The following is a 23266-nucleotide window of genomic DNA, read 5'->3' on the forward strand; positions in this document are numbered from 1 at the left end:
CGATCAGTTCTCCTCGCCGAGGTGCGCGAACATGTCGTCGACGCCCTCGTGACGGGTCGTGCGCCCAGCCGCGATGTCCTCGCTCGCCTCACGCTCACCGGCCTGCCAGCGCGCCGTCCAGAACCATGCCTGGTCGGTGCGGATCTTCCTCAGTCCGTGCACCTCGACGACACCCGCGTCGCTGATCTCGAACTCAAGCTCGTCACCCGGGGAAACCCCCAGCGCCTCGCGCACTCCTGCGGGCAGCGTCAACTGCCCCTTCTCGCGCACGCTGGCCTGGAATGTCACCGTAGCCATGGGTACCCTCCTCTCCTCCTTCGAGAGTACCCTCAAGGTTCCCACTTTCCAATGTTCCGACTTTCCTACTCGCTGAACGCCGCCGACACCGCCGCCGTACTGATCCGCCTCGGCACCCCCGTCCCGTCCGCCTGCATCTCGTACAGGTCCGCCCCGTAGTCCCCGGGCAGGGCGTAGACGAGGGTGTGGTCGTTCTTCCAGACGGCCTGGTCGTCGACGCTGCGGGGTTCGGTGAGAGCGGTTTCGCGCAGGGTGCGGAGGTCGAGGGTGTAGAGGCGCCAGGGGGCGTCCGGGGAGAGGCCGGGGACGCGTTTCTTGTAGGCGACGCGGGTGCCGTCGGGGGAGAGGGAGGGGCATTCGACGTTCTGGTGGAGGACGGTCGCCGTGCGGGTCGTGAGGTCGCCTCGGATCAGGTACGTCTTCCCCCGGCTCGCCATCGTCGCGTAGAACGTCCGGTCGTCCTTCGCGAACGTCACACCCCAGAAGTTGACGTCGGGGGAGGCGTACGCACGCCCGTCCTTGACGACCCTGAAGTCCTCCAGCGTCGGGATCAGCGAGCCGGTACGGGTGTCGACGATCGCCGTGCGCGTCGAGAAGTCCGTGCCGGCGTAGGAGTCCCCGCCCACGAACGCGGTCCACGCGGCGAACCGTCCGGACGGCGACACGCGGGCGCGGGAGGGGATGCCGGGTACGTCGTAGCGGGCCCGCTCATGCAGGGCGGCGTCCAGGATCAGCGCGCGGTACGTGTCGGAGACGGCACCGTGGACGGCCTGGAGACACACCCCGGTCCCGGCGGCGGCGTAGAAGCGCAGGCACTTGACGCCGGAGGCGGTACGGGGACCGGCGGGATCGGCGGCGTCCACCGAGGACACCTCGTCCCGGTGCGGCCCCCACGCCATGTTCCGGAAGACCATACGGCCGGGCGCGGTCAACTCCACGTCTCCGGACGACACTTGCGGCCCCCCGGCCTGCACCTGGTTCCGCCGATCGGCGCGAGCCGACGCGTGCAGCACGGCCCCCACCGCGACCCCGGCCAGCACGAGCACCGCACAGACGAGCACCAGCAACCGGTTACGCACACTCACGCCGACTCCGTCGGTCGCAGCAAGGTCAAGGAGGCCACCGCGCAGCACGCCAGCACGCCCGTCGAGATCCCGAGCGCGGTCCGGTCGCCCCACAGCGTCCACATCGCCCCGAACCCCAGTGAGCAGGCGAAACGCGCGAGCGCCTGCCCGGTCTGGACGAGCGCGAGACCGGACGACCGCAACTCCTCGGGGACGCTGTCGGAGGCCGCCGCCATGAGGACCCCGTCGGTCGCCGCGTAGAAAGCGCCGTGCAGCAACAGCACCAGATACGGCAGCGCGGGACTGTGCCAGGAGGTCAGCAGGACGACGTACACCGCGAGCAGCGCCGCGTGCCCGGCGAGGAACACCTGCCAGCGGCCCACCCGGTCCGCGAGCCGCCCGAGCGGCAGCGCCAGCAGCAGGAACGCCGCCGCCGTGCCCAGTGGGAGCAGCGCGAACCAGCGGTCGGGGACGCCGAGTCTGCGTTGCAGCAACAGGTAGACGAAGGAGTCGCTGACGGTGGCGAGGCCGAGGAGGAGTGCGCAGGTCGCTGTGCGGCGGAGGGGGCGGTGGCGGAGGAGGGAGAGGGCTGCGCGGAGGGTGGGGCGAGGGGCGGTGGGGTGAGGGGCCTCGGTCTCGGCCTGCTCGGCGGAGGGCCTGCCTGTAATACCCGTAGCACCCGTAATACCCCCAGCCCCCTTCCCGCCCGGCACGAACAGCACCAGCACCAGCACCCCCGTCACGGCGACACAGAAACTCACCGTGAACACCGCGTCGTACCCGTCCACCGTCGCCCGCAGGATCAGGAACGCGACCAGCGGCCCCAGCAGCGCCCCCGCCGTGTCCATCGCGCGATGGACCCCGAAGGCCCTGCCCCGGTTCTCAGGGGTGGAGGAGAGGGAGATCAGGGCGTCACGGGGAGCGGTCCGTAGTCCCTTGCCCGTCCGGTCCGCCGCGAGTACCAGCCCTATGGGGGTAAGGGTGTGCACCACAAGGAGTAGGGGTTTGCAGACCGCCGAGAGCGCGTACCCCGCTCCCGCGACCCACTTGTGCCGCCCGCCGCCCCGGTCCGCGAGATGCCCCCCGACGAGCCGGACGACCGCGGAGAACCCGTTGTAGACCCCGTCGAGGAGCCCGAAGCCCAGCGGGGAGAGGCCCAGGCCGGCCACCAGGTACAGCGGCAGGACGGCCGTCACCATCTCCGACGACACGTCCGTGATCAGGCTGACCGCGCCGAGTGCGAACACGGTGGGGGCGACCCGCGCCCCCACCGCCGCGGACGCCGCCTGAGGGGTGCCGGTGCGGCTGTCCGCCACGTACACCTCAGGACGCCCAGATCCCGGTGATGTCCTCCGCGTCGGCCGCGTTGCCCGCGTGGGTCGTCAGACCCTGGGTGTCCTCGATCGTACGCAGCAGGTCGTAGTGGTTGTACGTGGTGGAGGACGACGACCCCGGCGTCACCGGCTGCCCGTACAGCACCGTCGGGATCCGGTTGCCGGAGAGCCGGTTGTCCTCGTCGAAGGTGACGACGAGGAGGCTGTTGTGGGTCTTGGCCCAGGTCGCGTACGCGCCCAGGTTGTTCTTCAGCCAGGTGTCACCGGAGGACACCGAGCAGTCGTGCATGTCGCTGCACAGGTTCGGGACGACGAAGGAGACGTCCGGCAGCGTCGTGAAGTCGGCCGGGAACTGCGCGAACGTCTTCGCCGTGGAGGTCGGGACGTTGCTGAACCCGAACCACGGGTTGTGCTTGCGCGCGTACCGCCCGCTGCTGCACGTCGTCGAACCCTGGCTCGGCAGCGTCTCGTTGTAGCTCGCCCAGGTCCTGCCCGCCGCGAGCACCTCGGAGGCGAGGTTCGGCGCGGCGGAGAAACCGGGGGAGTAGCAGCTGTCGTCGGTGACGCCCTGCGTCGAACCCGAGAACAGGGCGAAGTAGTTGGGCTGGCTCGGGTGGGTCTCGGCGAACGACTGCGACAGGTTCGCGCCGCCGGTCTTCAGCGAGTTGATGTACGGCGCGCTGGAGGAGCCGATGACCTGGCTGTAGCCGTGGTTCTCGAAGACCACGACGACGACATGGTCGGGGGTGGGGACGGCGGCAGCGGCGTGGGCGGAGCCGCTCGCGCCGAGGCCGGTCCACAGGCCGAACGAGGCCGCGGCGAGGGCCGCCGAGCCGGCGACGGCCGTGCGGGCACGGCGGAAGAGGGGACTGCCGGACACATCATCCTCCGGTGGGGGAGTACCCAAGGGGTACGGGGAGTACGGGTACGGGCGGTGCGGGTACTACGGGTACGGGTGGTGCCGAGCGGACATGGCGGTGCGGGCCGAGCATGTACACGCCAGCCTGCCCTCCGGCGACATCGCCCGTCCAGGTGGATGAAGTCCGCGTGAACGCCTGTAGTGGGCACCGACGACCGTGCCACCGACCGAGACGCGGCCCCCGGACCGGCGCTTCTCTCCACCCCGAGGGTTAGTCTCGAAGTCTCGTACGACCTTGATCGGACAAAAGGAGGCCGGGGATGACGGGGCCGGGGCGCAGGAGCAGTACCTTCTCGCGGCTGCTGCGGCACGGGTTCACCGACCCCTCAGCCGCCGAACGACTCCTGGACGGCGCCGAACTGGCGGACGTGCGCAACGACCCGGTCCTCCTGGAGGCCCTCGGCGCCACCGCCGACCCCGATCTCGCCCTGCACGGCCTGGTCCGCCTCCTGGAGGCCCAGCCCGGCCCCACCCCCACCGCCCGCCGTGAACTGCTCGACACGGTGATAGCGGCGAAACCCCTACGGGACCGCCTCCTGGGGGTACTCGGGGCCTCCGCCGCCCTCGCCGACCACCTCGCCCGCCACCCCCGCGACTGGGAGGCCCTGGTCACCTACGAACCCAGGGACCTCCACCCCGGGGTGGAGGAGTTCGAGCGTGGCCTCGCGGAGGCCACCGACCCCGTCTCCCTGCGCGTCGCCTACCGCCGCTGCCTCCTGTCGATCGCCGCCCGCGACGTCTGCGGCACCACCGACATCACCGAGACCGCCGCCGAACTCGCCGACCTGGCCACGGCGACCCTCCGCGCCGCGCTCGCCATGGCCCGGGCCGCCGCCCCCGACGACGCCGCAGCCTGCCGCCTCGCGGTCATCGCGATGGGCAAGTGCGGCGGCCACGAGCTGAACTACGTCTCGGACGTGGACGTCATCTTCGTCGGCGAGGCGGCCGACGGCGCCGACGAGGGCAAAGCCCTCAGATCCGCCACGAAACTCGCCTCGCACATGATGCGGATCTGCTCCGAGACGACCGTCGAGGGCACGATCTGGCCGGTCGACGCCAACCTCCGCCCCGAGGGCCGCAACGGCCCCCTCGTCCGCACCCTCAGCAGCCACCTCGCCTACTACCAACGCTGGGCGAAGACCTGGGAGTTCCAGGCACTCCTCAAGGCCCGCCCGGTCGCCGGCGACCTCGACCTCGGCCGCAGCTACGTCGAGGCCCTCGCCCCCATGGTCTGGCAGGCGTCGCAGCGGGAGAACTTCGTCACCGACGTCCAGAAGATGCGCCGCCGCGTCGTCGAGAACATCCCCGCCGCCGAGGTCGAACGCGAGCTGAAACTCGGCCCCGGCGGCCTGCGGGACGTCGAATTCGCCGTCCAGATGCTCCAGTTGGTGCACGGCAGGACCGACTCCTCGCTCCGCAGCGGCACCACGCTGGACGCGTTGCGGGCGCTCGCCCAGGGCGGGTACGTCGGCCGCAGCGACGCCGATCAGCTCGACGCCGCGTACCGCTTCCTGCGCTCCATGGAACACCGCATCCAGCTCTACCGGCTGCGCCGCACCCACCTCGTCCCCGAAGCCGAGGAGGACCAGCGCAGGCTCGGCCGCTCCCTCGGGATGCGCTCCGAGCCGGTCGCCGAGCTGAACCAGGAGTGGAAGCGCCACTCCGGGGTCGTCCGGCGCCTCCACGAGAAGCTGTTCTACCGCCCCCTCCTCGACGCCTTCGCCCAACTGGGCCCCGGCGAGGCCCGGTTGAGCCCCGAGGCGGCCCGCGAGCGGATGGTCGCCCTCGGCTACGCCGACCCGGCCGCCGCCCTCCGCCACCTGGAGGCGCTGGCGTCCGGGGTGTCCCGCAAGGCCGCCATCCAACGCACCCTGCTGCCCGTCCTGTTGGGCTGGTTCGCCGACTCCGCCGACCCCGACGCGGGCCTCCTCAACTTCCGCAAGGTCTCTGACGCCCTCGGCAAGACCCCTTGGTATCTGCGCCTGTTGAGGGACGAGGGCGCCGCCGCCGAGAACCTCGCCCGCGTCCTGTCCGCCGGCCGCCTCGCCCCCGACCTCCTCATGCGGGCCCCCGAAGCGGTCGCCCTGCTCGGCGACGGCGACGACCTGGAGCCGCGTGGGCGGGCCCAGTTGGAGCAGGAGGTGCTGGCCGCCGTCGGCCGCGCCGAGAGCGGCGAGGCGGGGGTGTACGCGGCACGCGGCGTCCGGCGCCGCGAGCTGTTCCGGACGGCCGCCGCCGACATCGTCCACTCCTACGGCACCGAGACCCAGCCCGCCGAGGCCGACCAGGGCGCCCTGGTCGACGAGGTCGGCGCCGCCGTCTCCGACCTCACCGCCGCGACCCTCGCCGGGACCCTGCGCTCGGTCGTCCGCGACGGCTGGGGCGACACCCTGCCGACCAGGTTCGCCGTCATCGGCATGGGCCGGTTCGGCGGACACGAGCTGAGCTACGGGTCGGACGCGGACGTCGTCTTCGTGCACGAACCCCGTGAGGGCGTCGACGAGCGGGAGGCGTCCGAGGCCGCGAACCGGGTCGTCTCCGAGATGCGCAGGCTGCTCCAAGTCCCCAGCGCCGACCCGGTGTTGCTCATCGACGCCGACCTTCGGCCCGAGGGCAAGTCGGGGCCGCTGGTGCGGACCCTCAAGTCCTACGAGGCGTACTACCGGCGCTGGTCGCTCGTCTGGGAGTCACAGGCGCTGCTGCGGGCCGAACCGGTCGCCGGGGACCCGGAGTTGGGGCGGAGGTTCATCGACCTGATCGACCCGCTGCGCTACCCCGCCGAAGGGCTCGGCGAGGACGCCGTCCGGGAGATCCGGCGCCTCAAGGCCCGCATGGAGTCCGAGCGGCTCCCGCGCGGCACCGACCCCAAACTCCACGCCAAACTGGGGCCGGGCGGCCTCTCCGACGTCGAGTGGACCGTGCAGCTCCTCCAGATGCGGCACGGCTGGGCCGAACCGGGCCTCAGGACCACCCGCACCCGGGAGGCCCTCGCCGCCGCCCGCGCCGCCGGACTGCTCGGCACCGAGGAGGCCGAGATCCTCGACGAGGCCTGGGTGCTGGCCTCCCGCGTACGCAACGCCGTGATGCTGGTGCGCGGCCGGGCCGGCGACACCTTCCCCTCCGAGGCTAGGGAACTCGCCGCAGTGGGCCGGTACTTGGGCTACGCGGCCGGTCATGTGGGGGACATGCTCGACGCCTACCGGCGAACCACCCGGCGCGCGCGGGGAGTTGTGGAGGAGCTGTTCTACGGCGGGTGAGGGTGACCCCGGCGAGGATCACCGCCATCCCCGCCGACACCCTCGGCGTCACAGGCTCGTCCAGCAGAACGGCCCCTGACGTCATGGCGACGACCGGGAGTAGATGACCGACGGTCGCCGCGCTGGTTGCTGCCTCCCTCAGCGAGGCTACGGCGCTCAGACGGGCCGCTGAACCCGGGCGGGATCTTCGAGACGGGGTTCGGGCTGGGTGACGGGCGCTTGCCGCCCTTTAGGGGAGCCTCCCGTAGACCCCGTAGACCCCGTAGGGCCCGTAGGGCCTGTGGACCCCGGCTCCTCAGAGGCCGCCCGCCCCTTCCCCGACACCTTCGCCAGCGCCCCCTTCACCACCTCGACCACCGGCACCCCCGCCCCCGCCTCCCGAGGCAACCCGTAGGGCGGCCCCCCGTACACCACCCACGCCACGAAGAACCCGAACGCCAGGCACAGCATCCCGCCCACCGCGTCCAGCCAGAAGTGGTTGGCCGTGGCGACGATGACGACGAGCGTCGCCACCGGGTACAGCAGCCCCAGGATCCGCACCCACGGCAGCCGGGCCAGCGCGAAGATCGTCAGCCCGCACCACAGCGACCACCCGATGTGCATGGACGGCATCGCCGCGTACTGGTTGGACATGGTCTTGAGGTCGCCGGAGGCCATCGACCCCCACGTCTCGTGCACGAGGACCGTGTCGACGAAGTCGCCGCCGTTCATCAGCCGGGGCGGGGCGAGCGGATACAGGTAGTAACCCGCGAGAGCTACCGCGGTGGTCGCGAAGAGGACCAGCCGCGTCGCCGCGTACCGCCCGGGATGGCGGCGGTACAGCCACACCAGAACCCCGAGCGTGACGACGAAGTGCAGCGTCGCGTAGTAGTAGTTCATGCCCACGATCAGCCAAGTCACCGAGTTCACGGCGTGGTTGACCGACTCCTCGACCGCGAGGCCGAGGTGGTGCTCCGTCCGCCAGATCCAGTCGGCGTTGCGCAGCGCCTCGGACTTCTGCTCCGGGACCGCGTTGCGGATCAGCGAGTACGTCCAGTAACTGACCGCGATCAGCAGGATCTCGAACCAGAGGCGCGGACGCCGGGGGCTCCGCACACGTCGGGAGGACTTGGCCGCGACGGAGGGGGGAACGGCCGAACCCCGGCCTTCCGAAGTTGTCACGGTTTCGTCACCCATAGATACGAGTCTGCCAGAAGAGAGCTGTCCCCTCGATCATCCTCTTGGCTGGTTCGTCCCGCATGTCCTACAGCGCGCGCACCGGACCGGCCTCCCCCTCAGGTACGAGGCGTACGGTCCCCCGGTACCGACGCGGTAGAGCCGCGTACGACGAGTTCCGGCATGAAAACGAACTCGCTGTGCGGCGCGGGCGTGCCACCGATCTCCTCCAGGAGCGTCCGCACCGCGGCCTGCCCCATCGCCGGGACCGGCTTGCGGATCGTGGTGAGCGGCGGATCGGTGAACGCGATGAGGACGGAGTCGTCGAACCCGACCACGGAGACGTCCCCGGGGACGGTCAGCCCGAGCTGGCGGGCGGCCCGGATCGCGCCGAGCGCCATCATGTCGCTCGCGCACACCACCGCCGTGCAGGACCGCTCGATCAGCGCGGTCGCCGCCGCCTGCCCGCCCTCCAGCGTGTACAGCGAGTGCTGGACGAGGTCGGTCTCCACCGCCTGTGCGGACAGCCCGAGCTGGTCCTGCATCGCCCGCACGAACCCCTCTGTCTTCCGTTGCACGGGCACGAACCGCTTGGGGCCGAGGGCGAGTCCGATCCGGGTGTGGCCGAGGGAGACGAGATGGGTGACGGCGAGGGACATCGCCGCCCGGTCGTCCGGCGAGATGAACGGCGCCTGCACCTTGGGTGAGAAGCCGTCCACCAGCACGAACGGCACGCCCTGCGCGCGGAGTTGCTCGTAGCGCTGCATGTCGGCCGTGGTGTCCGCGTGCAGCCCCGAGACGTAGATGATGCCGGCGACACCCCGGTCGACGAGCATCTCCGTCAGCTCGTCCTCGGTGGAGCCGCCCGGCGTCTGCGTGGCGAGGACGGGGGTGTAGCCCTGGCGGGTGAGGGCCTGGCCGATGACCTGGGCCAGCGCCGGGAAGATCGGGTTCTCCAGCTCCGGGGTGATCAGGCCGACCAGACCCGCGCTGCGCTGCCGCAGCCGTACCGGGCGCTCGTAGCCGAGGACGTCGAGCGCGGCCAGCACGGATTCGCGGGTGGTGGCGGCGACGCCCGGTTTCCCGTTCAGGACCCGGCTGACCGTCGCTTCGCTCACCCCCGCCTGTGCGGCGATGTCGGCCAGCCGTGTGGTCACAGGGCCGGACTGTACCGGGCGGCCTGAGAGACGCGGGCGCGCACGTCCCGGCTGCTGTGTCATCGGGCCCCCTCGGGAAAGTGTCAGCAAGAGCTTGCAGAGTCTTTCATATGCCAGGACCGCCTGTGAGTCCCCTGGAAACAAGGGTCTCACAGGGATCGCCGCCGGGTCACGCCACGATAACTTCGCCGGGTTCTTGCACTTTTTTGCTGCAAGACCTTTCGCAACGCTTGCAGCCTTGTTACGTTCCCTGACGCCCGGCAGGCACGGGCTTCGACCCAAGGAGAGACTCATGCGGCGTGGCATAGCGGCCACCGCGCTGGTGGCGTCCGTCGCCCTCACGGCAACGGCGTGCGGCGGGGACGACAGTGGCGGCGACACTTCCGGCCCGACGACCATCACCTGGTGGGACACCTCCAACGCCACGAACGAGGCGCCGACCTACCGGGCCCTGGTCAAGCAGTTCGAGGCCGCCAACAAGGACGTCAAGGTCAAGTACGTCAACGTCCCCTTCGACCAGGCGCAGAACAAGTTCGACACCGCCGCCGGTGCCTCCGGCGCCCCGGACGTGCTGCGCTCCGAGGTCGGCTGGACGCCCGCGTTCGCCAAGAAGGGCTACTTCCTGCCGCTCGACGGCACCGAAGCCCTCGCCGACCAGGCCAAGTTCAAGCCCAACCTGCTGGAGCAGGCCAAGTACGACGGCAAGACGTACGGCGTCCCGCTGGTCACCGACACCCTCGCCCTCGTCTACAACAAGGCCCTCTTCGCCAAGGCCGGCATCGCCGCCCCGAAGACCTGGGACGAGCTGAGGACCGCCGCCGCCACCATCAAGGACAAGACCGGAGCGGACGGCTACTGGGGCTCCACCCAGGGCTACTACGCCCAGACCTTCCTGTACGGCGAGGGCACCGACACCGTCGACGCCGGCGCCAAGAAGATCACCGTCGACTCCCCGGCGGCGAAGAAGGGGTACGGCACCTGGCTCTCCCTCTTCGACGGCAAGGGCTTGCACAAGGCCGACACCACCGCCGACGCCTACGCCCACATCCAGGACGCGTTCGTCAACGGCAAGGTCGCCGCGATCATCCAGGGCCCGTGGGAGATCACCAACTTCTACAAGGGCAGCGCCTTCAAGGACAAGGCCAACCTCGGCATCGCGACCGTCCCCGCCGGCTCCACCGGCAAGGCGGGCGCACCGACCGGCGGCCACAACCTCTCCGTGTACGCCGGCTCCGACAAGGCCCACCAGGGCGCCGCGCTGAAGTTCATCAACTTCATGACGTCCGCGCAGTCCCAGTCCACCATCGCCCTGAAGAACGCGACGCTGCCGACGCGGGACGACGCCTACACCGCCCAGGTCAAGGCGGACCCGGGCATCGCCGGCTTCCAGACGGTCCTCGCCGCCGCCCAGCCGAGGCCCGCGCTCCCCGAGTACAGCTCCCTGTGGACCCCCCTCGACACCGAACTGCCCAAGATCGCCGGCGGCAAGGAGTCCCTCGACAGCGGCCTCGCCACCGTCCGGACCGCCTTCGCCAAGCTGGTCCCCGACTTCGGCAAGTGAGCCCCGCGTGGCCGCCGGATCTCCGCGAGCGCGAGACGCGGGGGAGGGATCCGGCGGCCACCGGTCACCCGTAATACCTGGGAGCTACGGGCTCTCCCGTAGCCCCGACGGCTCTCCCGTAGCCCCGACGGCTTTCCCGTGGCCCCGGCGGCCTTCCCAGTACCCGTAGTACCCAGGGCCCACCGGCACCCGTAATACCGAGGGCCTGCCGGCACCCGTAATACCCAGGTCGTAGTACCCCCGTCGAACCATTCAGAAGGTGTCGAAATGACCGTCGCCATCGACCGAGCGACCGGCCGCAAGAGGCCCGGTGAACCGGCGGCGCCGAGGCCCGGCCTGGGCAGGCGCCTGAAGCGCAGCTACGACCGGCACTGGTACGCGTACGCCATGATCGCCCCGGTCGCGATCGTCCTCGGCGTCCTCGTCCTCTACCCCCTCGCCTACGGCCTCTACCTCACCCTCACCGACGCCAACAGCCTCAACACGGCCCGCACCATCGGCGTCAACCACATCGACGCCACCTACAAGTTCATCGGCCTCGACAACTACGCCGACATCCTGTGGGGCGACACCGCCTACGACCGCTTCTGGTCCCATTTCATCTGGACGATCGTCTGGACGGCCCTCTGCGTCGCCCTCCACTACACGATCGGCCTCGCCCTCGCCCTCCTGCTCGACCAGAAGCGCCGCGGACGCACCCTCTACCGGCTGCTCCTCGTCCTGCCCTGGGCGGTACCGACGTTCGTCACGGTCTTCGGCTGGCGCTTCATGCTCGCGGACGGCGGCATCGTCAACTCCGCCCTCGACGCACTCCACTTGCCCACTCCGCAGTGGCTGGAGGACACCTTCTGGCAGCGGTTCGCCGCCATCATGGTCAACACCTGGTGCGGCGTCCCCTTCATGATGATCTCCCTCCTCGGCGGCCTCCAGTCCATCGACAACTCCCTCTACGAGGCAGCCGAGATGGACGGCGCGAGCCCCTGGCAGCGCTTTTGGTACGTCACCCTGCCCGGCCTGCGCTCGGTCAGCTCCACCGTCGTCCTCCTCGGGATCATCTGGACGTTCAACCAGTTCGCCGTCATCTTCCTGCTGTTCGGCACCACCGCGCCCGACGCGCAGATCCTCGTCACCTGGGCCTACTTCCTCGGCTTCGGCCAACAGCCGCGCGACTTCGCGCAGTCGGCGGCCTACGGGATCCTGCTGCTCGGCATCCTCGTCGTGTTCACCTCGTTCTATCGGCGCTGGCTGAACCGCAACGACCCCAACGTCGCGATCTGAGAGGAGAGTTCACCGTGACCGCCACCGTGCCCACGCCGACGCCCGCGACGCCCCGCCCCCGGGGGAAGAGCAGCCCGCTCGCCTCCCTCACCGCTCACGCCACCCTGATCCTGGCGAGCGTGATCGCGCTGTTCCCGGTCGCCTGGCTGGTCTTCCTGTCGCTCGGCCCCGACAAGGACGACTACCTCCACCCCGGGCGCATCTGGTCGAAGATGACCTTCGACAACTACAGCTTCGTCCTTCAACACACCAGTTTCTTCGACTGGTTGAAGAGCTCCCTCATCGTCTCCCTCGGCACGACCCTCATCGGTGTCTTCGTCGCCGCCACCACCGGATACGCCGTCTCCCGCATGCGCTTCCCCGGCTACCGCAAGTTCATGTGGCTGCTGCTGCTCACCCAGATGTTCCCGGTCGCCGTCCTCATGGTGCCGATGTACCAGATCCTCGCCGACCTCCGGCTCATCGACAGCTACCTCGGCCTGATCCTCGTCTACTGCACGACGGCCGTCCCGTACTCGGCGTGGCTGCTCAAGGGGTACTTCGACACCATCCCCTTCGAGATCGACGAGGCCGGACGCGTCGACGGACTCAGCCCGTTCGGCACCTTCGCCCGGCTGATCCTGCCGCTCGCCCGCCCTGGCCTCGCGGTAGCCGCCTTCTACAGCTTCATCACCGCGTTCGGCGAGGTCGCCTTCGCGACGACGTTCATGCTCGACGACAAGAAGTACACCCTCGCCGTCGGCCTCCAGAGCTTCGTCAGCGAACACGACGCCCAGCGCAACCTGATGGCCGCCACCGCCGTACTGATCGCGATCCCGGTCTCCGGATTCTTCTATCTCGTCCAGAAGAACCTGGTCACCGGTCTCACGGCGGGCGGCACAAAGGGCTGATTTCCCTTGAACTCCCGCTCGTGGAAGCCCATGCGCTGATATGCATGGCCATGAGCGGGTGGCGGTCGCAGGGCCTTTCCGACCCCGCCGGCCCTGCGACCGCCTCTCCGCGAACCGTGCGACACGACCAAGCTCCGCCCGACTGCTCCGCCCCACTGCTCCGTCACACAGCGACTAAGGACGCCATGAGCCAGCAGCACTCCGCAGCCGACCAGGCCCCGACCTCCGCACCCACGGCCGTCGCCGCCCCGGCCGACCGCCCCGACTGGTGGCGGGAAGCGGTGATCTACCAGGTCTATCCGCGCAGTTTCGCCGACGCGAACGGCGACGGCATGGGCGACCTGGAGGGTGTCCGCGCCCGCCTCCCCTACCTGCGCGACCTCGGGGTCGACGCCGTGTGGCTCAGCCCCTTCTACGCCTCCCCGCAGGCCGACGCCGGTTACGACGTCGCCGACTACCGCGCCGTCGACCCCATGTTCGGCACACTCCTCGACGCCGACGCGCTGATCCGCGACGCCCACGGACTCGGCCTGCGCGTCATCGTCGACCTCGTCCCCAACCACTCCTCCGACCAGCACGAGTGGTTCAAACGGGCCGTCGCGGAAGGGCCGGGCTCGCCGCTGCGGGAGCGCTACCACTTCCGCCCCGGCAAGGGCGAAAGCGGTGAACTCCCGCCCAACGACTGGGAGTCCATCTTCGGCGGACCCGCCTGGACCCGGCTCGCCGACGGCGAGTGGTACCTCCACCTGTTCGCCCCCGAGCAGCCCGACTTCAACTGGGAACACCCCGCCGTCGGCGACGAGTTCCGCTCCATCCTGCGGTTCTGGCTCGACATGGGCGTCGACGGATTCCGCATCGACGTCGCCCACGGCATGGTCAAGGCGGCCGGACTCCCCGACATCGGGGGCGCCGATCAGGTGAAGCTCCTGGGCAACGATGTCATGCCGTTCTTCGACCAGGACGGCGTCCACGACATCTACCGGGCCTGGCGCAAGGTCCTCGACGAATACTCGGGCGAGCGCATCTTCGTCGCCGAGGCCTGGACGCCGACCGTCGGGCGCACCGCGAACTACGTTCGCCCCGACGAACTCCACCAAGCCTTCAACTTCCAGTACCTCAGCACCTATTGGGACGCCGAGAAGCTCCGCGAGGTCATCGACCTGACGCTGGACTCGATGCGCCCGGTCGGCGCCCCGGCGACCTGGGTCCTCTCCAACCACGACGTGACCCGCCACGCCACCCGCTTCGGCAACGACCCCGGCCTCGGCACCCAGCTCCGCCTCGCCGGGGACCGCGAACTCGGCCTGCGCCGCGCCCGCGCCGCCACCCTGCTGATGCTCGCCCTCCCCGGTTCCTCCTACGTCTACCAGGGCGAGGAGCTGGGCCTCCCGGACGTCGTCGACCTCCCCGACGAGGTCCGCCAGGACCCCGCCTACTTCCGGGGCGCGGGCCAGGACGGCTTCCGCGACGGCTGCCGGGTCCCCATCCCCTGGACCCGCGAGGGGAGTTCGTACGGCTTCGGCACCGGTGGCAGCTGGCTCCCGCAGCCCGAGAGCTGGGCCGAGCTGAGCGTCGAGGCGCAGACCGGCGTGCCCGGCTCGACGCTGGAGCTGTACCGTTCGGCACTGGCCGTGCGGCACCGGCATCCCGACCTCGGGGCGGGGGAGTCGGTGGAGTGGCTGCCGTCCCCCGAGGGTGTACTCGCCTTCCGGCGGGGGGAGTTCGTCGCCTTCGCCAACACCACCGGGGATCCGGTGAGTGTTCCCGAGTACGGGCAAGTCCTGCTCGCCAGCGGGGAGTTCGACGGGGTGAGTGTTCCGGCGGACACCACGGTGTGGTTCACGGCCTGAGGCCGGAATGAACGAGTCGGCCCCTCGACAGGGGGCCGACTCGTGGTCACTTCCAGGTGTCGCTGGTCGTGTATCCCGACGAACTACCCGTCGTGAACGACCTGTTGGTCCCCGACTCCCACGTCACCGTCCCCGAGGCGTCCTTCTTCAGGTACTTGTACTCGAAGGAGGTGCCCTTCGGGACGATCACCGCCTTCGACCAGGTCGGGTAGGAGGCCGAGGACAGCGGGATCGCGTCGGCCGTGTTCCAGGCACCCAGCGAGGCGATCGAGCCGACGACGTAGACGTTCGTGCCGGACGTCGTCGTGGCCGACTCGTTGAACGTCACGTCGGTCGCGTTCGCGTCGGCCACGTTCCACGAATTGTTCAGGGTGAGCGCCGAAGTCCCCGCCGTACCAGTTCTGTTGGCGTTGGACTCCCAGGTCACCGCACCTGACGAGTCCTTCTTGAGGTACTTGTACGCGAAGGACGCGCCGGCCGGTACGGACACCGTGCCCGACCAGATCGGATACCCGCCGGACGAGAGGGCGACCGCCTTCGAGGCGTCCCAACTCCCCAGCGCGGCAACAGAACCGACGACGTAGACGTTGCTGCCGGACGACGTGGGGGCGTACGCGTTGAAGGTCGCGTTCACCGTCTTGGAGCCACCGCCACCGCCGCCACCGCCGTAGAACGCGACCGCGTTCTTCGCCGGAATCGTCAGACTCGCATTGCCACCGGACACCGTCACCGTGCTGCCGCCCCCGTCGACGACGTTCCGGTACGTCCCGTCGGCCATCCCTGTCGCGAACGTGTAAGTCACCGCAGAAGAACCGTTGTTGAGCGCGAAGAACCCGGTACCGCCGCGCCCGAAGCCGATCACGGACGACGACTTCGTCTGCCAGTCGGAGACGGCGGCGGTGCCCGCGGCGTTGTGCCAGGCCACCATCCCGACGACGGCGGTGTCGCGGTTCAGGCAGTACCACCCCTTCGAGCAGTCAGTGTCGGTGACGAACCCGCCAGAGTTCGGCGGCGCCTGGTCGCTCTGGCTGAACTGCCAGCCCGAATACACCGTCGGTGTCGACCACTTGTAGGCGAGCTGGAAGAGGTTCGCGAGCCGGTAGGTGTCGCCGTCCTTGTACGACAGGTGCAGTCCGTTGCGTTCGGTGTCGTGGTTCGTCACGAACGACACGGAGTTGTCGGCGGGCAGGACGCCGGAGGACGGCAGGGATTCCAGATCGCTGACGTTGCCCTGGAACGCCGACTTCAGCTTGCTCGCGTAGGTGAAGTCGAGGACGTCACCGGAGGCGTAGTAGTCGGCCGGCTGGGGTGTCGTACCCGGGTACACCTCCTGGAAGACGTAGGGGGCGGTCCCGGCGGTGGTGTTCGTCAGCTTCGACTCGATCGCCGCGAGGTCGGCCTCGGGGATGTGCTTGGCCGCGTCGACGCGGAATCCGTCGACGCCCAGGGCGAGTTGGGAGTTGAGGAAGTTCGCGATGCCGGTGCGGACGTGGTCCGTGCCGGTCTTCAGGTCGGGCAGGCCGAGGAGTTCGCAGTTCTGGACCTGGGTGAGGTTCCCGTAGTCCTTGATGGTGAGGTCGGAGGTGGGGCAACTCGACGCGTCGTGGTAGTCGGCGCGGTCCCACTCAGGGGTGTCGTACTTGTCGGTGACGGCCGTGCCGTTGTAGCCCGTGCCGGTCTGGGCGGCCGTGTGGTTGATGACGGCGTCCGTGTACACCTTGACGCCCGCCGCGTGGCAGGCGTTGATCATCGCCTGGAACTTCGCGGCCGTGCCGAACCGGCTGTTGAGGCTGTAGGAGTAGGGCTGGTAGACGTCCCACCAGTAGAACGACGCCTGCTTGAGCGACTCCGAGGGCGGCGCCACCTGTACCGCGCCGTACCCGGCCGGACCGAGGACGTCTCTGCACTCGGCGGCGACGGAGTCCCAGTTCCACTCCCACAGGTTGGCGATGACGTCGCCTTTCCTGGTGGTGTCGGCGTGGGCGGACGGGGTGGGGAGGGCGAGCGCACCGGCGAGGGTGAGGGCGCCGGCTGCGGTAAGGCGCAGCGTGCGGTGGAGGACACCTGGGGAGTGGTGTCGGTTCATGTTGCGGCTCCGGAACATGAGGGATCACTGTTCAACAATTCGTGAGACTGGGGCAGTTGAGACGGGCACGTCAAGACGGTGCGTGCAAATTCTTTCTGACAGTTGCAAGGCTCTTGCTGTAAACCTTGCGTGAGCGATACGGTCACGCGGGGTCGGACCCGCAGTAACCGCCCGGCAATCGCTAGGAGTTCCCGCCCGTGACACCGAGATGGCCCCGGCGGATCGCCGCCGTCGCGCTCACCGCCCTTACGGCAGCCCTCGTCCCACCCGCCACCGCCCGCGCGGCCACCCCGCCCGCGCCCCCGTCGGACGCGAAGCTCGCCGCCGAACCCGCCCGGCACGACGCGACCCGCGAGCAGTTCTACTTCGTCCTCCCGGACCGCTTCGCCAACGGCGACACCGCCAACGACCGAGGCGGCCTCACGGGTTCACGCCTGAGCACCGGCTACGACCCGACGGACAAGGGCTTCTACCAGGGCGGCGACCTCAAGGGCCTCACCGGGCGCCTCGACTACATCAAGGGGTTGGGCACGACGGCGATCTGGCTGGCGCCGATCTTCAAGAACCGCCCGGTGCAAGGCAGCGGAAACGACGTCTCAGCCGGTTACCACGGTTACTGGATCACCGACTTCACACAGGTCGACCCGCACTTCGGCACCAACAACGACCTCGAAACCCTCATCTCCAAGGCGCACGCCAAAGGCATGAAGGTGTTCTTCGACGTCATCACCAACCACACCGCCGACGTCGTCGACTACGACCCCAAGTCCTACAACTACCTCTCCAAGGGCGCCTTCCCGTACCTGACGAAGGACGGTCGCCCCTTCGACGACGCCGACTACGCGGACGGCAAGCGCAAGTTCCCGCCGGTGAACGCCAGTTCCTTCCCCCGCACCCCGAAGAACACCGGCGTCACCAAGGTCCCCTCCTGGCTCAACGACCCGACGATGTACCACAACCGGGGCGACTCCACCTTCGCCGGAGAGAGCTCCACCTATGGCGACTTCTCCGGCCTCGACGACCTGTGGACCGAGCGCCCCGAGGTCGTCAGCGGCATGGAGAAGATCTACGAACGCTGGGTCAGGGACTTCGGTATCGACGGCTTCCGGATCGACACCGTGAAGCACGTGAACATGGAGTTCTGGACGCGGTGGGCGACCGCCCTCGACGCCTACACCGCCCGGCACGGCCGCGCCGGCTTCTTCATGTTCGGCGAGGTCTACTCCGCCGACCCCGACATCACCTCCCCGTACGTCACCCAGGGCCGCCTGGACGCCACCCTCGACTTCCCCTTCCAGGACGCGGCCCGCCGGTACGCCTCCCAGGGCGGCAGCGCGCAAGCCCTTGCACAAGTTTTCGGCGCCGACTACAAGTACACGACCGACAAGGCGAACGCCTACGAACAGGTCACCTTCCTCGGCAACCACGACATGGGCCGCATCGGCACCTTCATCGAGCAGGACAACCCGAAGGCCACCGACGCCGAACTCCTCGCGAAGGACCGGTTCGCCAACGAGCTGATGTTCCTCAGCCGGGGCAACCCGGTCGTCTACTACGGTGACGAACAGGGCTTCACCGGCGCGGGCGGCGACAAGGACGCCCGCCAGACCATGTTTGCCTCGAAGGTCGCCGACTACCTCGACGACGACCAGATCGGCACCACCCGCACCCACGCGACCGACGCCTACGACACGAAGGCGCCCCTCTACCGCCAGATCGCCGCCCTCTCTCAACTCCGCACGAAAAACCCGGCGTTGACGAACGGCGTCCAGACCGAGCGTTACGCCGCGAACGGCCCCGGCATCTACGCCTTCACCCGAAGCGACCGGCACACCGAGTACCTCGTCGCCCTCAACAACGCCCCCGAACCGAGGACCGCGACCTTCGCGACCTCCTCACCCGGCATGACCTTCCAGGGCGTCTACGGCACCAGGTCGACCGTCCGCTCCGCCGCCGACACCCGCGTCGCCCTCACCGTCCCGCCCGGCACGGCCCTCGTCCTCAAGGGCGGCCTGGCGAAGCCGACTTCGACCCCGAAACTCACCCTGACCGCACCCCCGGCAGGCGCCACCGGCACCGTGGAGATCGCCGCCGACGTCACCGGCGGACAGCTCAACCGCGTCATCTTCGCCGCCCAGACCGGCAACGGCCCCTGGCGCACGCTGGGTTCGGCCGACCACGCCCCGTACAAGGTCACGCAGCGCATCGGCAAGGACGTCAAGCCCGGAACCCCCGTCCGCTACAAGGCGGTTGTCGTCGACTCGGCCGGACGGAAATCTTCAGAAACCGCATCCACCACCACCGGCACCCCGCCCACCACTCCACCCCCCTCCGCGGCGAACCGCGACTACGCGATCGTCCACTACAACCGCCCCGCCGGCGACTACACCGACTGGGGCCTGTACGCCTGGGGTGACCTCGCGGACGGCGAGGCCACGACCTGGCCCGCCGGCCACCCCTTCACCGGCCGTGACGCCTACGGCGCCTTCGCCTACGTCAAGTTGAAGCCGGGCGCCTCGAACGTCTCCTTCCTCGTCGTCGACAAGGACGGCACGAAGGACGTCACCACCGACCGCACGATCGACGTCACCAGAACCGGCGAGGTCTGGATCGAGCAGGGCAAGCCGGACGTCCGCACCGACCGCCCCGACCACCCGGCGCAGGACAAGACGAAGGCGGTCCTGCACTACCACCGCGCCGACGGCGACTACGACGGCTGGGGTCTGCACGTCTGGACGGGCGCCGCGCACCCCACCGACTGGACCAAGCCGCTCCAGCCCACCCGCACCGATCCCTACGGCGCGATCTTCGAGGTCCCTCTCAACCCCGGCGCCACCAGCCTGAGTTACATCCTCCACAAGGGCGACGAGAAGGACCTCCCCACGGACCAGTCGCTCGACCTCACCGCGACCGGACACGAGGTGTGGCTCTTGAACGGCCAGGAGAAATACCTGCTGCCCCAGCCCGCCGGAAGCGCCACCGCCCTCGACCTGACCACCTCCAAGGCGATCTGGATCGACCGGAACACCGTCGCCTGGAACGGCAGCGAGGCCGCCGCCTCCACCCAGCTCCTCTCCTCCCACGACGGCTCGATCAGGGTCGACAGCGGAACCCTCACCAGCGACGACGAACGCTGGCTCCGCCTCACCAGGACCACCCTCACCGACGCCCAGAAGGCCAAGTACCCCCACCTCAAGGACTACACGGCCTGGACGATCGACCCCCGCGACCGCGCCCGCGTGAGGGACGCCCTTAGGGGTCAGCTCGTAGCCTCGCAACGCGCCGTGAACGGCGCCGTCCTCGCCGCGACCGGCGTCCAGATCGCCGGCGCCCTCGACGACCTGTACCCGGCGGCGACCAAGGCGACCCTGGGCCCCACCTTCTCCAACGGCCGCCCCACGCTCGCTGTCTGGGCCCCCACGGCCCGGTCCGTCGCCCTCGACCTCGACGGCAAGTCGGTCCCCATGAAGCGCGACGACACCACCGGCGTCTGGTCCGTCACCGGCCCGGCGAGCTGGAAGGGCAAGCCCTACCGGTACGCCGTCGAGGTCTGGGCGCCCAGCGTCCGCCGGATCGTCACCAACCACGTCACCGACCCCTACTCGGTCGCCCTGACCGCGAACTCCGGGCGCAGCCTGATCGTCGACCTCGACGACAAGTCCCTCGCGCCGAACGGCTGGACGACCTACGCGAAGCCCAGGGTCGTCCCGATGAAGGACGCCCGGATCCAGGAACTCCACATCCGGGACTTCTCGATCGCCGACCGCACCTCTCGACACCCCGGCCAGTACCTCGCGTTCACCGACAAGGACAGCGACGGGGTGAAGCACCTGCGGGAGTTGGCGAAGTCCGGCGCCAACTACGTGCACCTGCTCCCCGCGTTCGACATCGCCACCATCCCCGAGAAGCGCGCCGACCAGGCCGTCACCGACTGCGACCTCGCCGCCCTGCCCGCCGACTCCGAGAAGCAGCAGGAGTGCGTGGCGAAGATCGCCGCGAAGGACGGCTACAACTGGGGGTACGACCCGTACCACTACACGGTCCCCGAGGGGTCGTACGCGACAGACCCCGACGGGACCGCCCGCACGGTCGAGTTCCGCAAGATGGTGAAGGCGCTCAACGGTGACGGACTGCGGGTCGTCATGGACGTCGTCTACAACCACACGGCAGCCGCCGGGCAGGCCGAGACGAGCGTCCTCGACAAGGTAGTACCCGGTTACTACCAGAGGCTGATGCCCGACGGCGGCGTCGCCGACAGCACCTGCTGCGCCAACACCGCGCCCGAGAACGCCATGATGGGCAAGCTCGTCGTCGACTCGATCGTCACCTGGGCCAAGGAGTACAAGGTCGACGGCTTCCGCTTCGACCTGATGGGCCACCACCCCAAGGCCAACATCCTGGCCGTCCGCAGGGCCCTCGACGCCCTCACTCTCCGGAGGGACGGGGTGGACGGCAAGGGGATCATCCTCTACGGCGAGGGCTGGAACTTCGGGGAGGTCGCCGATGACGCCCGGTTCGTGCAGGCCACCCAGAAGAACATGGCTGGGACGGGCATCGCCACCTTCTCCGACCGGGCCCGGGACGCCGTGCGCGGCGGCGGCCCCTTCGACGCCGACCCCGGCGTCCAGGGCTTCGCGTCCGGCCTCTACACCGACCCCAACCCGGCGGCGGACAACGGCACTTCGGCCCAGCAGAAAGCCCGGCTCCTGCACTACCAGGACCTGATCAAGGTCGGCCTGACCGGAAACCTCGCCGGCTACCGCTTCACCGACACCAGCGGCCGTCAGGTCACCGGCGCCCAGGTCGACTACAACGGACAGCCCGCCGGATACGCGGCGAACCCCGGCGACGCACTCGCCTACGCCGACGCCCACGACAACGAATCCCTGTTCGACGCCCTCGCGTTCAAACTGCCCGCGCGGACCGGCGCGGACGATCGCGCCCGGATGCAGGTCCTCGCGATGGCCACGGCCCTCCTCTCCCAGGGCCCGACCCTCTCACAGGCCGGCAGCGACCTGCTCCGCTCCAAGTCCCTGGACCGCAACTCCTTCGACAGCGGCGACTGGTTCAACGCGCTCCACTGGAACTGCGCCGACGGCAACGGCTTCGGCCGCGGCCTGCCCCCGGCCGCCGACAACGCCGCCAAATGGCCCTACGCGAAACCCTTGTTGACCACGGTCAAGGTCAACTGCCGCCAGATCGAGGCGACCGCGTCCGCCTACCGCGACCTGCTGAGAATCCGTACGACCGACAAGGCGTTCACCCTCGGTACGACGGCCCAGGTGCAGTCAGCCCTGTCGTTCCCGCTCTCGGGTCCTGGCGAGACACCCGGTGTGATCACCATGCGCCTCGGTGACCTGGTCGTCGTCTTCAACGCCACTCCCACCACCCAGGACCAGAAGATCACCGAACTGGCCGGTTCCGGATACCAGTTGCACTCTGTTCAACGAGCGGGCGCGGACTCTACCGTGAAGGAGTCGCGCTACGAGCGGGTTTCGGGCACCTTCGCCGTTCCGGGGCGCACTGTGGCGGTTTTCTCCCGTACGGCCTGACGGTTCAGTAACTTGTCTCACGCATGAGATCCGCAAGCACGGCTCGCCTCGCACACGCGCAGGGAGAGGAGACGGCCGTCGACGCTCAGCGCAGCACCGAAGACGACCCCGGCGCGACCGTGCTGGTGGTCGACGACGTGGCGGCCAGCCGCTACGCCATGGGCGCCGTCCTGCGCCGCGCCGGACACCAAGTGGTGGACGCGGCCAGCGGATCGGACGCCCTGCGGCAGGTCGACGTACGGCTGAGGGACGGCACCCTGTTCGACATCGCGCTGGTGGACGTCGGGCTGCCGGACATGAGCGGCTTCGAGCTGTGCCGCCGCCTCAAGTCCATCCCGGGGACGGCCACCCTGCCCGTCGTCCACTTCTCCGCCGCGGCGGTCGCGCCGAGCGACCGGTGCCAGGGGCTCGACGCGGGCGGGGAAGCGTATCTCACCGTTCCCGCCGACCCGTTGGAGATCCAGGCCGTCGTCCGCGCGGCCCTGCGCGGGGCGCGTACCCGCGGTGACGCCGAACAGACGGCCCGGCGGCTCGCGTTGCTCGCCGAGGCCGTCGTCGCCGTACAAAGCGCGCGTGACGTACAGGAGTTGGCGGACGTGGCGGCCGAGAGCGCGGCCCGGCTGACCGGCACCCCGGCCGTCGTCCTCGTCGTCGGCCCCGAGGGGCGGGTGCACCGGGGACTGCCGCGCGGCCGGTCCCTCGTCCTGGCGCCCGACGCGGACGCCGACGAGGCGGTCGTCCGGCTCGTCACCCGGCTCGCGGACAGTCAGGGCGGCGCCCGGAACGTCGTCGTGCCCGCCGCGCTGTGGCCGCCGGGCTACTTCCGGCGGAGCGCGCGCGACGACGCCCGGCTGATCCTCGCGCCC

The 23266-nt window shown here is 69.7% G+C and carries 14 protein-coding genes; 7 read left to right on the top strand and 7 right to left on the bottom strand.

The window, feature by feature from the left end; translation table 11 throughout:
- Positions 1-3 precede the first annotated feature (3 nt).
- The 4 genes from ACVNF4_RS03040 to ACVNF4_RS03055 form a co-directional block, all read right to left on the bottom strand.
- Positions 4-297, bottom strand: coding sequence for an AbrB/MazE/SpoVT family DNA-binding domain-containing protein (locus ACVNF4_RS03040; RefSeq protein ID WP_461801064.1), 294 nt, complete (start codon positions 295-297; stop codon positions 4-6).
- A 65-nt stretch (positions 298-362) separates the two neighbouring features.
- A complete protein-coding gene (locus tag ACVNF4_RS03045; protein WP_461801065.1) occupies positions 363-1382 on the bottom strand; it encodes a TolB family protein in 1020 nt (339 codons plus the stop codon).
- Positions 1379-2683, bottom strand: a complete 1305-nt coding sequence (locus tag ACVNF4_RS03050; RefSeq protein WP_461801066.1) for an MFS transporter — start codon at positions 2681-2683, stop codon at positions 1379-1381. Before ACVNF4_RS03050 ends, ACVNF4_RS03045 begins: the two co-directional genes overlap by 4 nt.
- A 1-nt stretch (position 2684) precedes the next feature.
- Positions 2685-3575, bottom strand: a complete 891-nt coding sequence (locus tag ACVNF4_RS03055; protein ID WP_461801067.1) for an alkaline phosphatase family protein — start codon at positions 3573-3575, stop codon at positions 2685-2687.
- Between the two features lie 299 nt (positions 3576-3874).
- Here ACVNF4_RS03055 and ACVNF4_RS03060 point away from each other — a divergent pair, with 299 nt between their 5' ends.
- Positions 3875-6871 (top strand): bifunctional [glutamine synthetase] adenylyltransferase/[glutamine synthetase]-adenylyl-L-tyrosine phosphorylase, encoded by a 2997-nt coding sequence (locus tag ACVNF4_RS03060; protein WP_461801068.1) that lies wholly within the window; start codon positions 3875-3877, stop codon positions 6869-6871.
- 156 nt (positions 6872-7027) lie between these two features.
- Here the strand turns inward: ACVNF4_RS03060 and ACVNF4_RS03065 are convergent, their stop codons facing one another.
- Both ACVNF4_RS03065 and ACVNF4_RS03070 read right to left on the bottom strand, forming a co-directional pair.
- Positions 7028-8047, bottom strand: a complete 1020-nt coding sequence (locus ACVNF4_RS03065) for a phosphatase PAP2 family protein (RefSeq protein ID WP_461801069.1) — start codon at positions 8045-8047, stop codon at positions 7028-7030.
- Positions 8048-8145: 98 nt separating this feature from the next.
- Complete coding sequence (locus tag ACVNF4_RS03070) at positions 8146-9183, bottom strand: LacI family DNA-binding transcriptional regulator (protein WP_461801070.1); 1038 nt, start codon at positions 9181-9183, stop codon at positions 8146-8148.
- A gap of 292 nt (positions 9184-9475) precedes the next feature.
- On the opposite strand from ACVNF4_RS03070, the gene ACVNF4_RS03075 reads away from it, so the two are divergent.
- From ACVNF4_RS03075 to ACVNF4_RS03090, 4 genes are all read left to right on the top strand, one after another.
- A complete protein-coding gene (locus ACVNF4_RS03075; RefSeq protein WP_461801071.1) occupies positions 9476-10744 on the top strand; it encodes an extracellular solute-binding protein in 1269 nt (422 codons plus the stop codon).
- Between the two features lie 267 nt (positions 10745-11011).
- Positions 11012-12022 carry a carbohydrate ABC transporter permease gene (locus ACVNF4_RS03080; protein WP_461801072.1) on the top strand — a complete coding sequence of 337 codons (1011 nt, stop codon included), beginning with the start codon at positions 11012-11014 and terminating at the stop codon, positions 12020-12022.
- A gap of 14 nt (positions 12023-12036) precedes the next feature.
- Positions 12037-12912, top strand: coding sequence for a sugar ABC transporter permease (locus ACVNF4_RS03085; protein ID WP_461801073.1), 876 nt, complete (start codon positions 12037-12039; stop codon positions 12910-12912).
- A gap of 185 nt (positions 12913-13097) precedes the next feature.
- Entirely contained in the window at positions 13098-14762 is a 1665-nt protein-coding gene (locus ACVNF4_RS03090; protein WP_461801074.1) for a glycoside hydrolase family 13 protein, read from the top strand.
- A 46-nt stretch (positions 14763-14808) separates the two neighbouring features.
- On the opposite strand, the gene ACVNF4_RS03095 is transcribed toward ACVNF4_RS03090, so the two are convergent.
- Positions 14809-16848 carry a carbohydrate-binding module family 20 domain-containing protein gene (locus tag ACVNF4_RS03095; protein WP_461801075.1) on the bottom strand — a complete coding sequence of 680 codons (2040 nt, stop codon included), beginning with the start codon at positions 16846-16848 and terminating at the stop codon, positions 14809-14811.
- Positions 16849-17045: 197 nt separating this feature from the next.
- On the opposite strand from ACVNF4_RS03095, the gene pulA reads away from it, so the two are divergent.
- Both pulA and ACVNF4_RS03105 read left to right on the top strand, forming a co-directional pair.
- The gene (gene pulA / locus ACVNF4_RS03100) at positions 17046-22400 is read left to right on the top strand and encodes a pullulanase-type alpha-1,6-glucosidase (RefSeq protein ID WP_461801076.1); all 5355 of its coding nucleotides are present in this window, start codon (positions 17046-17048) and stop codon (positions 22398-22400) included.
- Between the two features lie 23 nt (positions 22401-22423).
- On the top strand, positions 22424-23266 hold an 843-nt coding region (locus tag ACVNF4_RS03105), incomplete at its 3' end, for a response regulator (protein ID WP_461801077.1).

Source organism: Streptomyces sp. S6, from assembly GCF_054880855.1.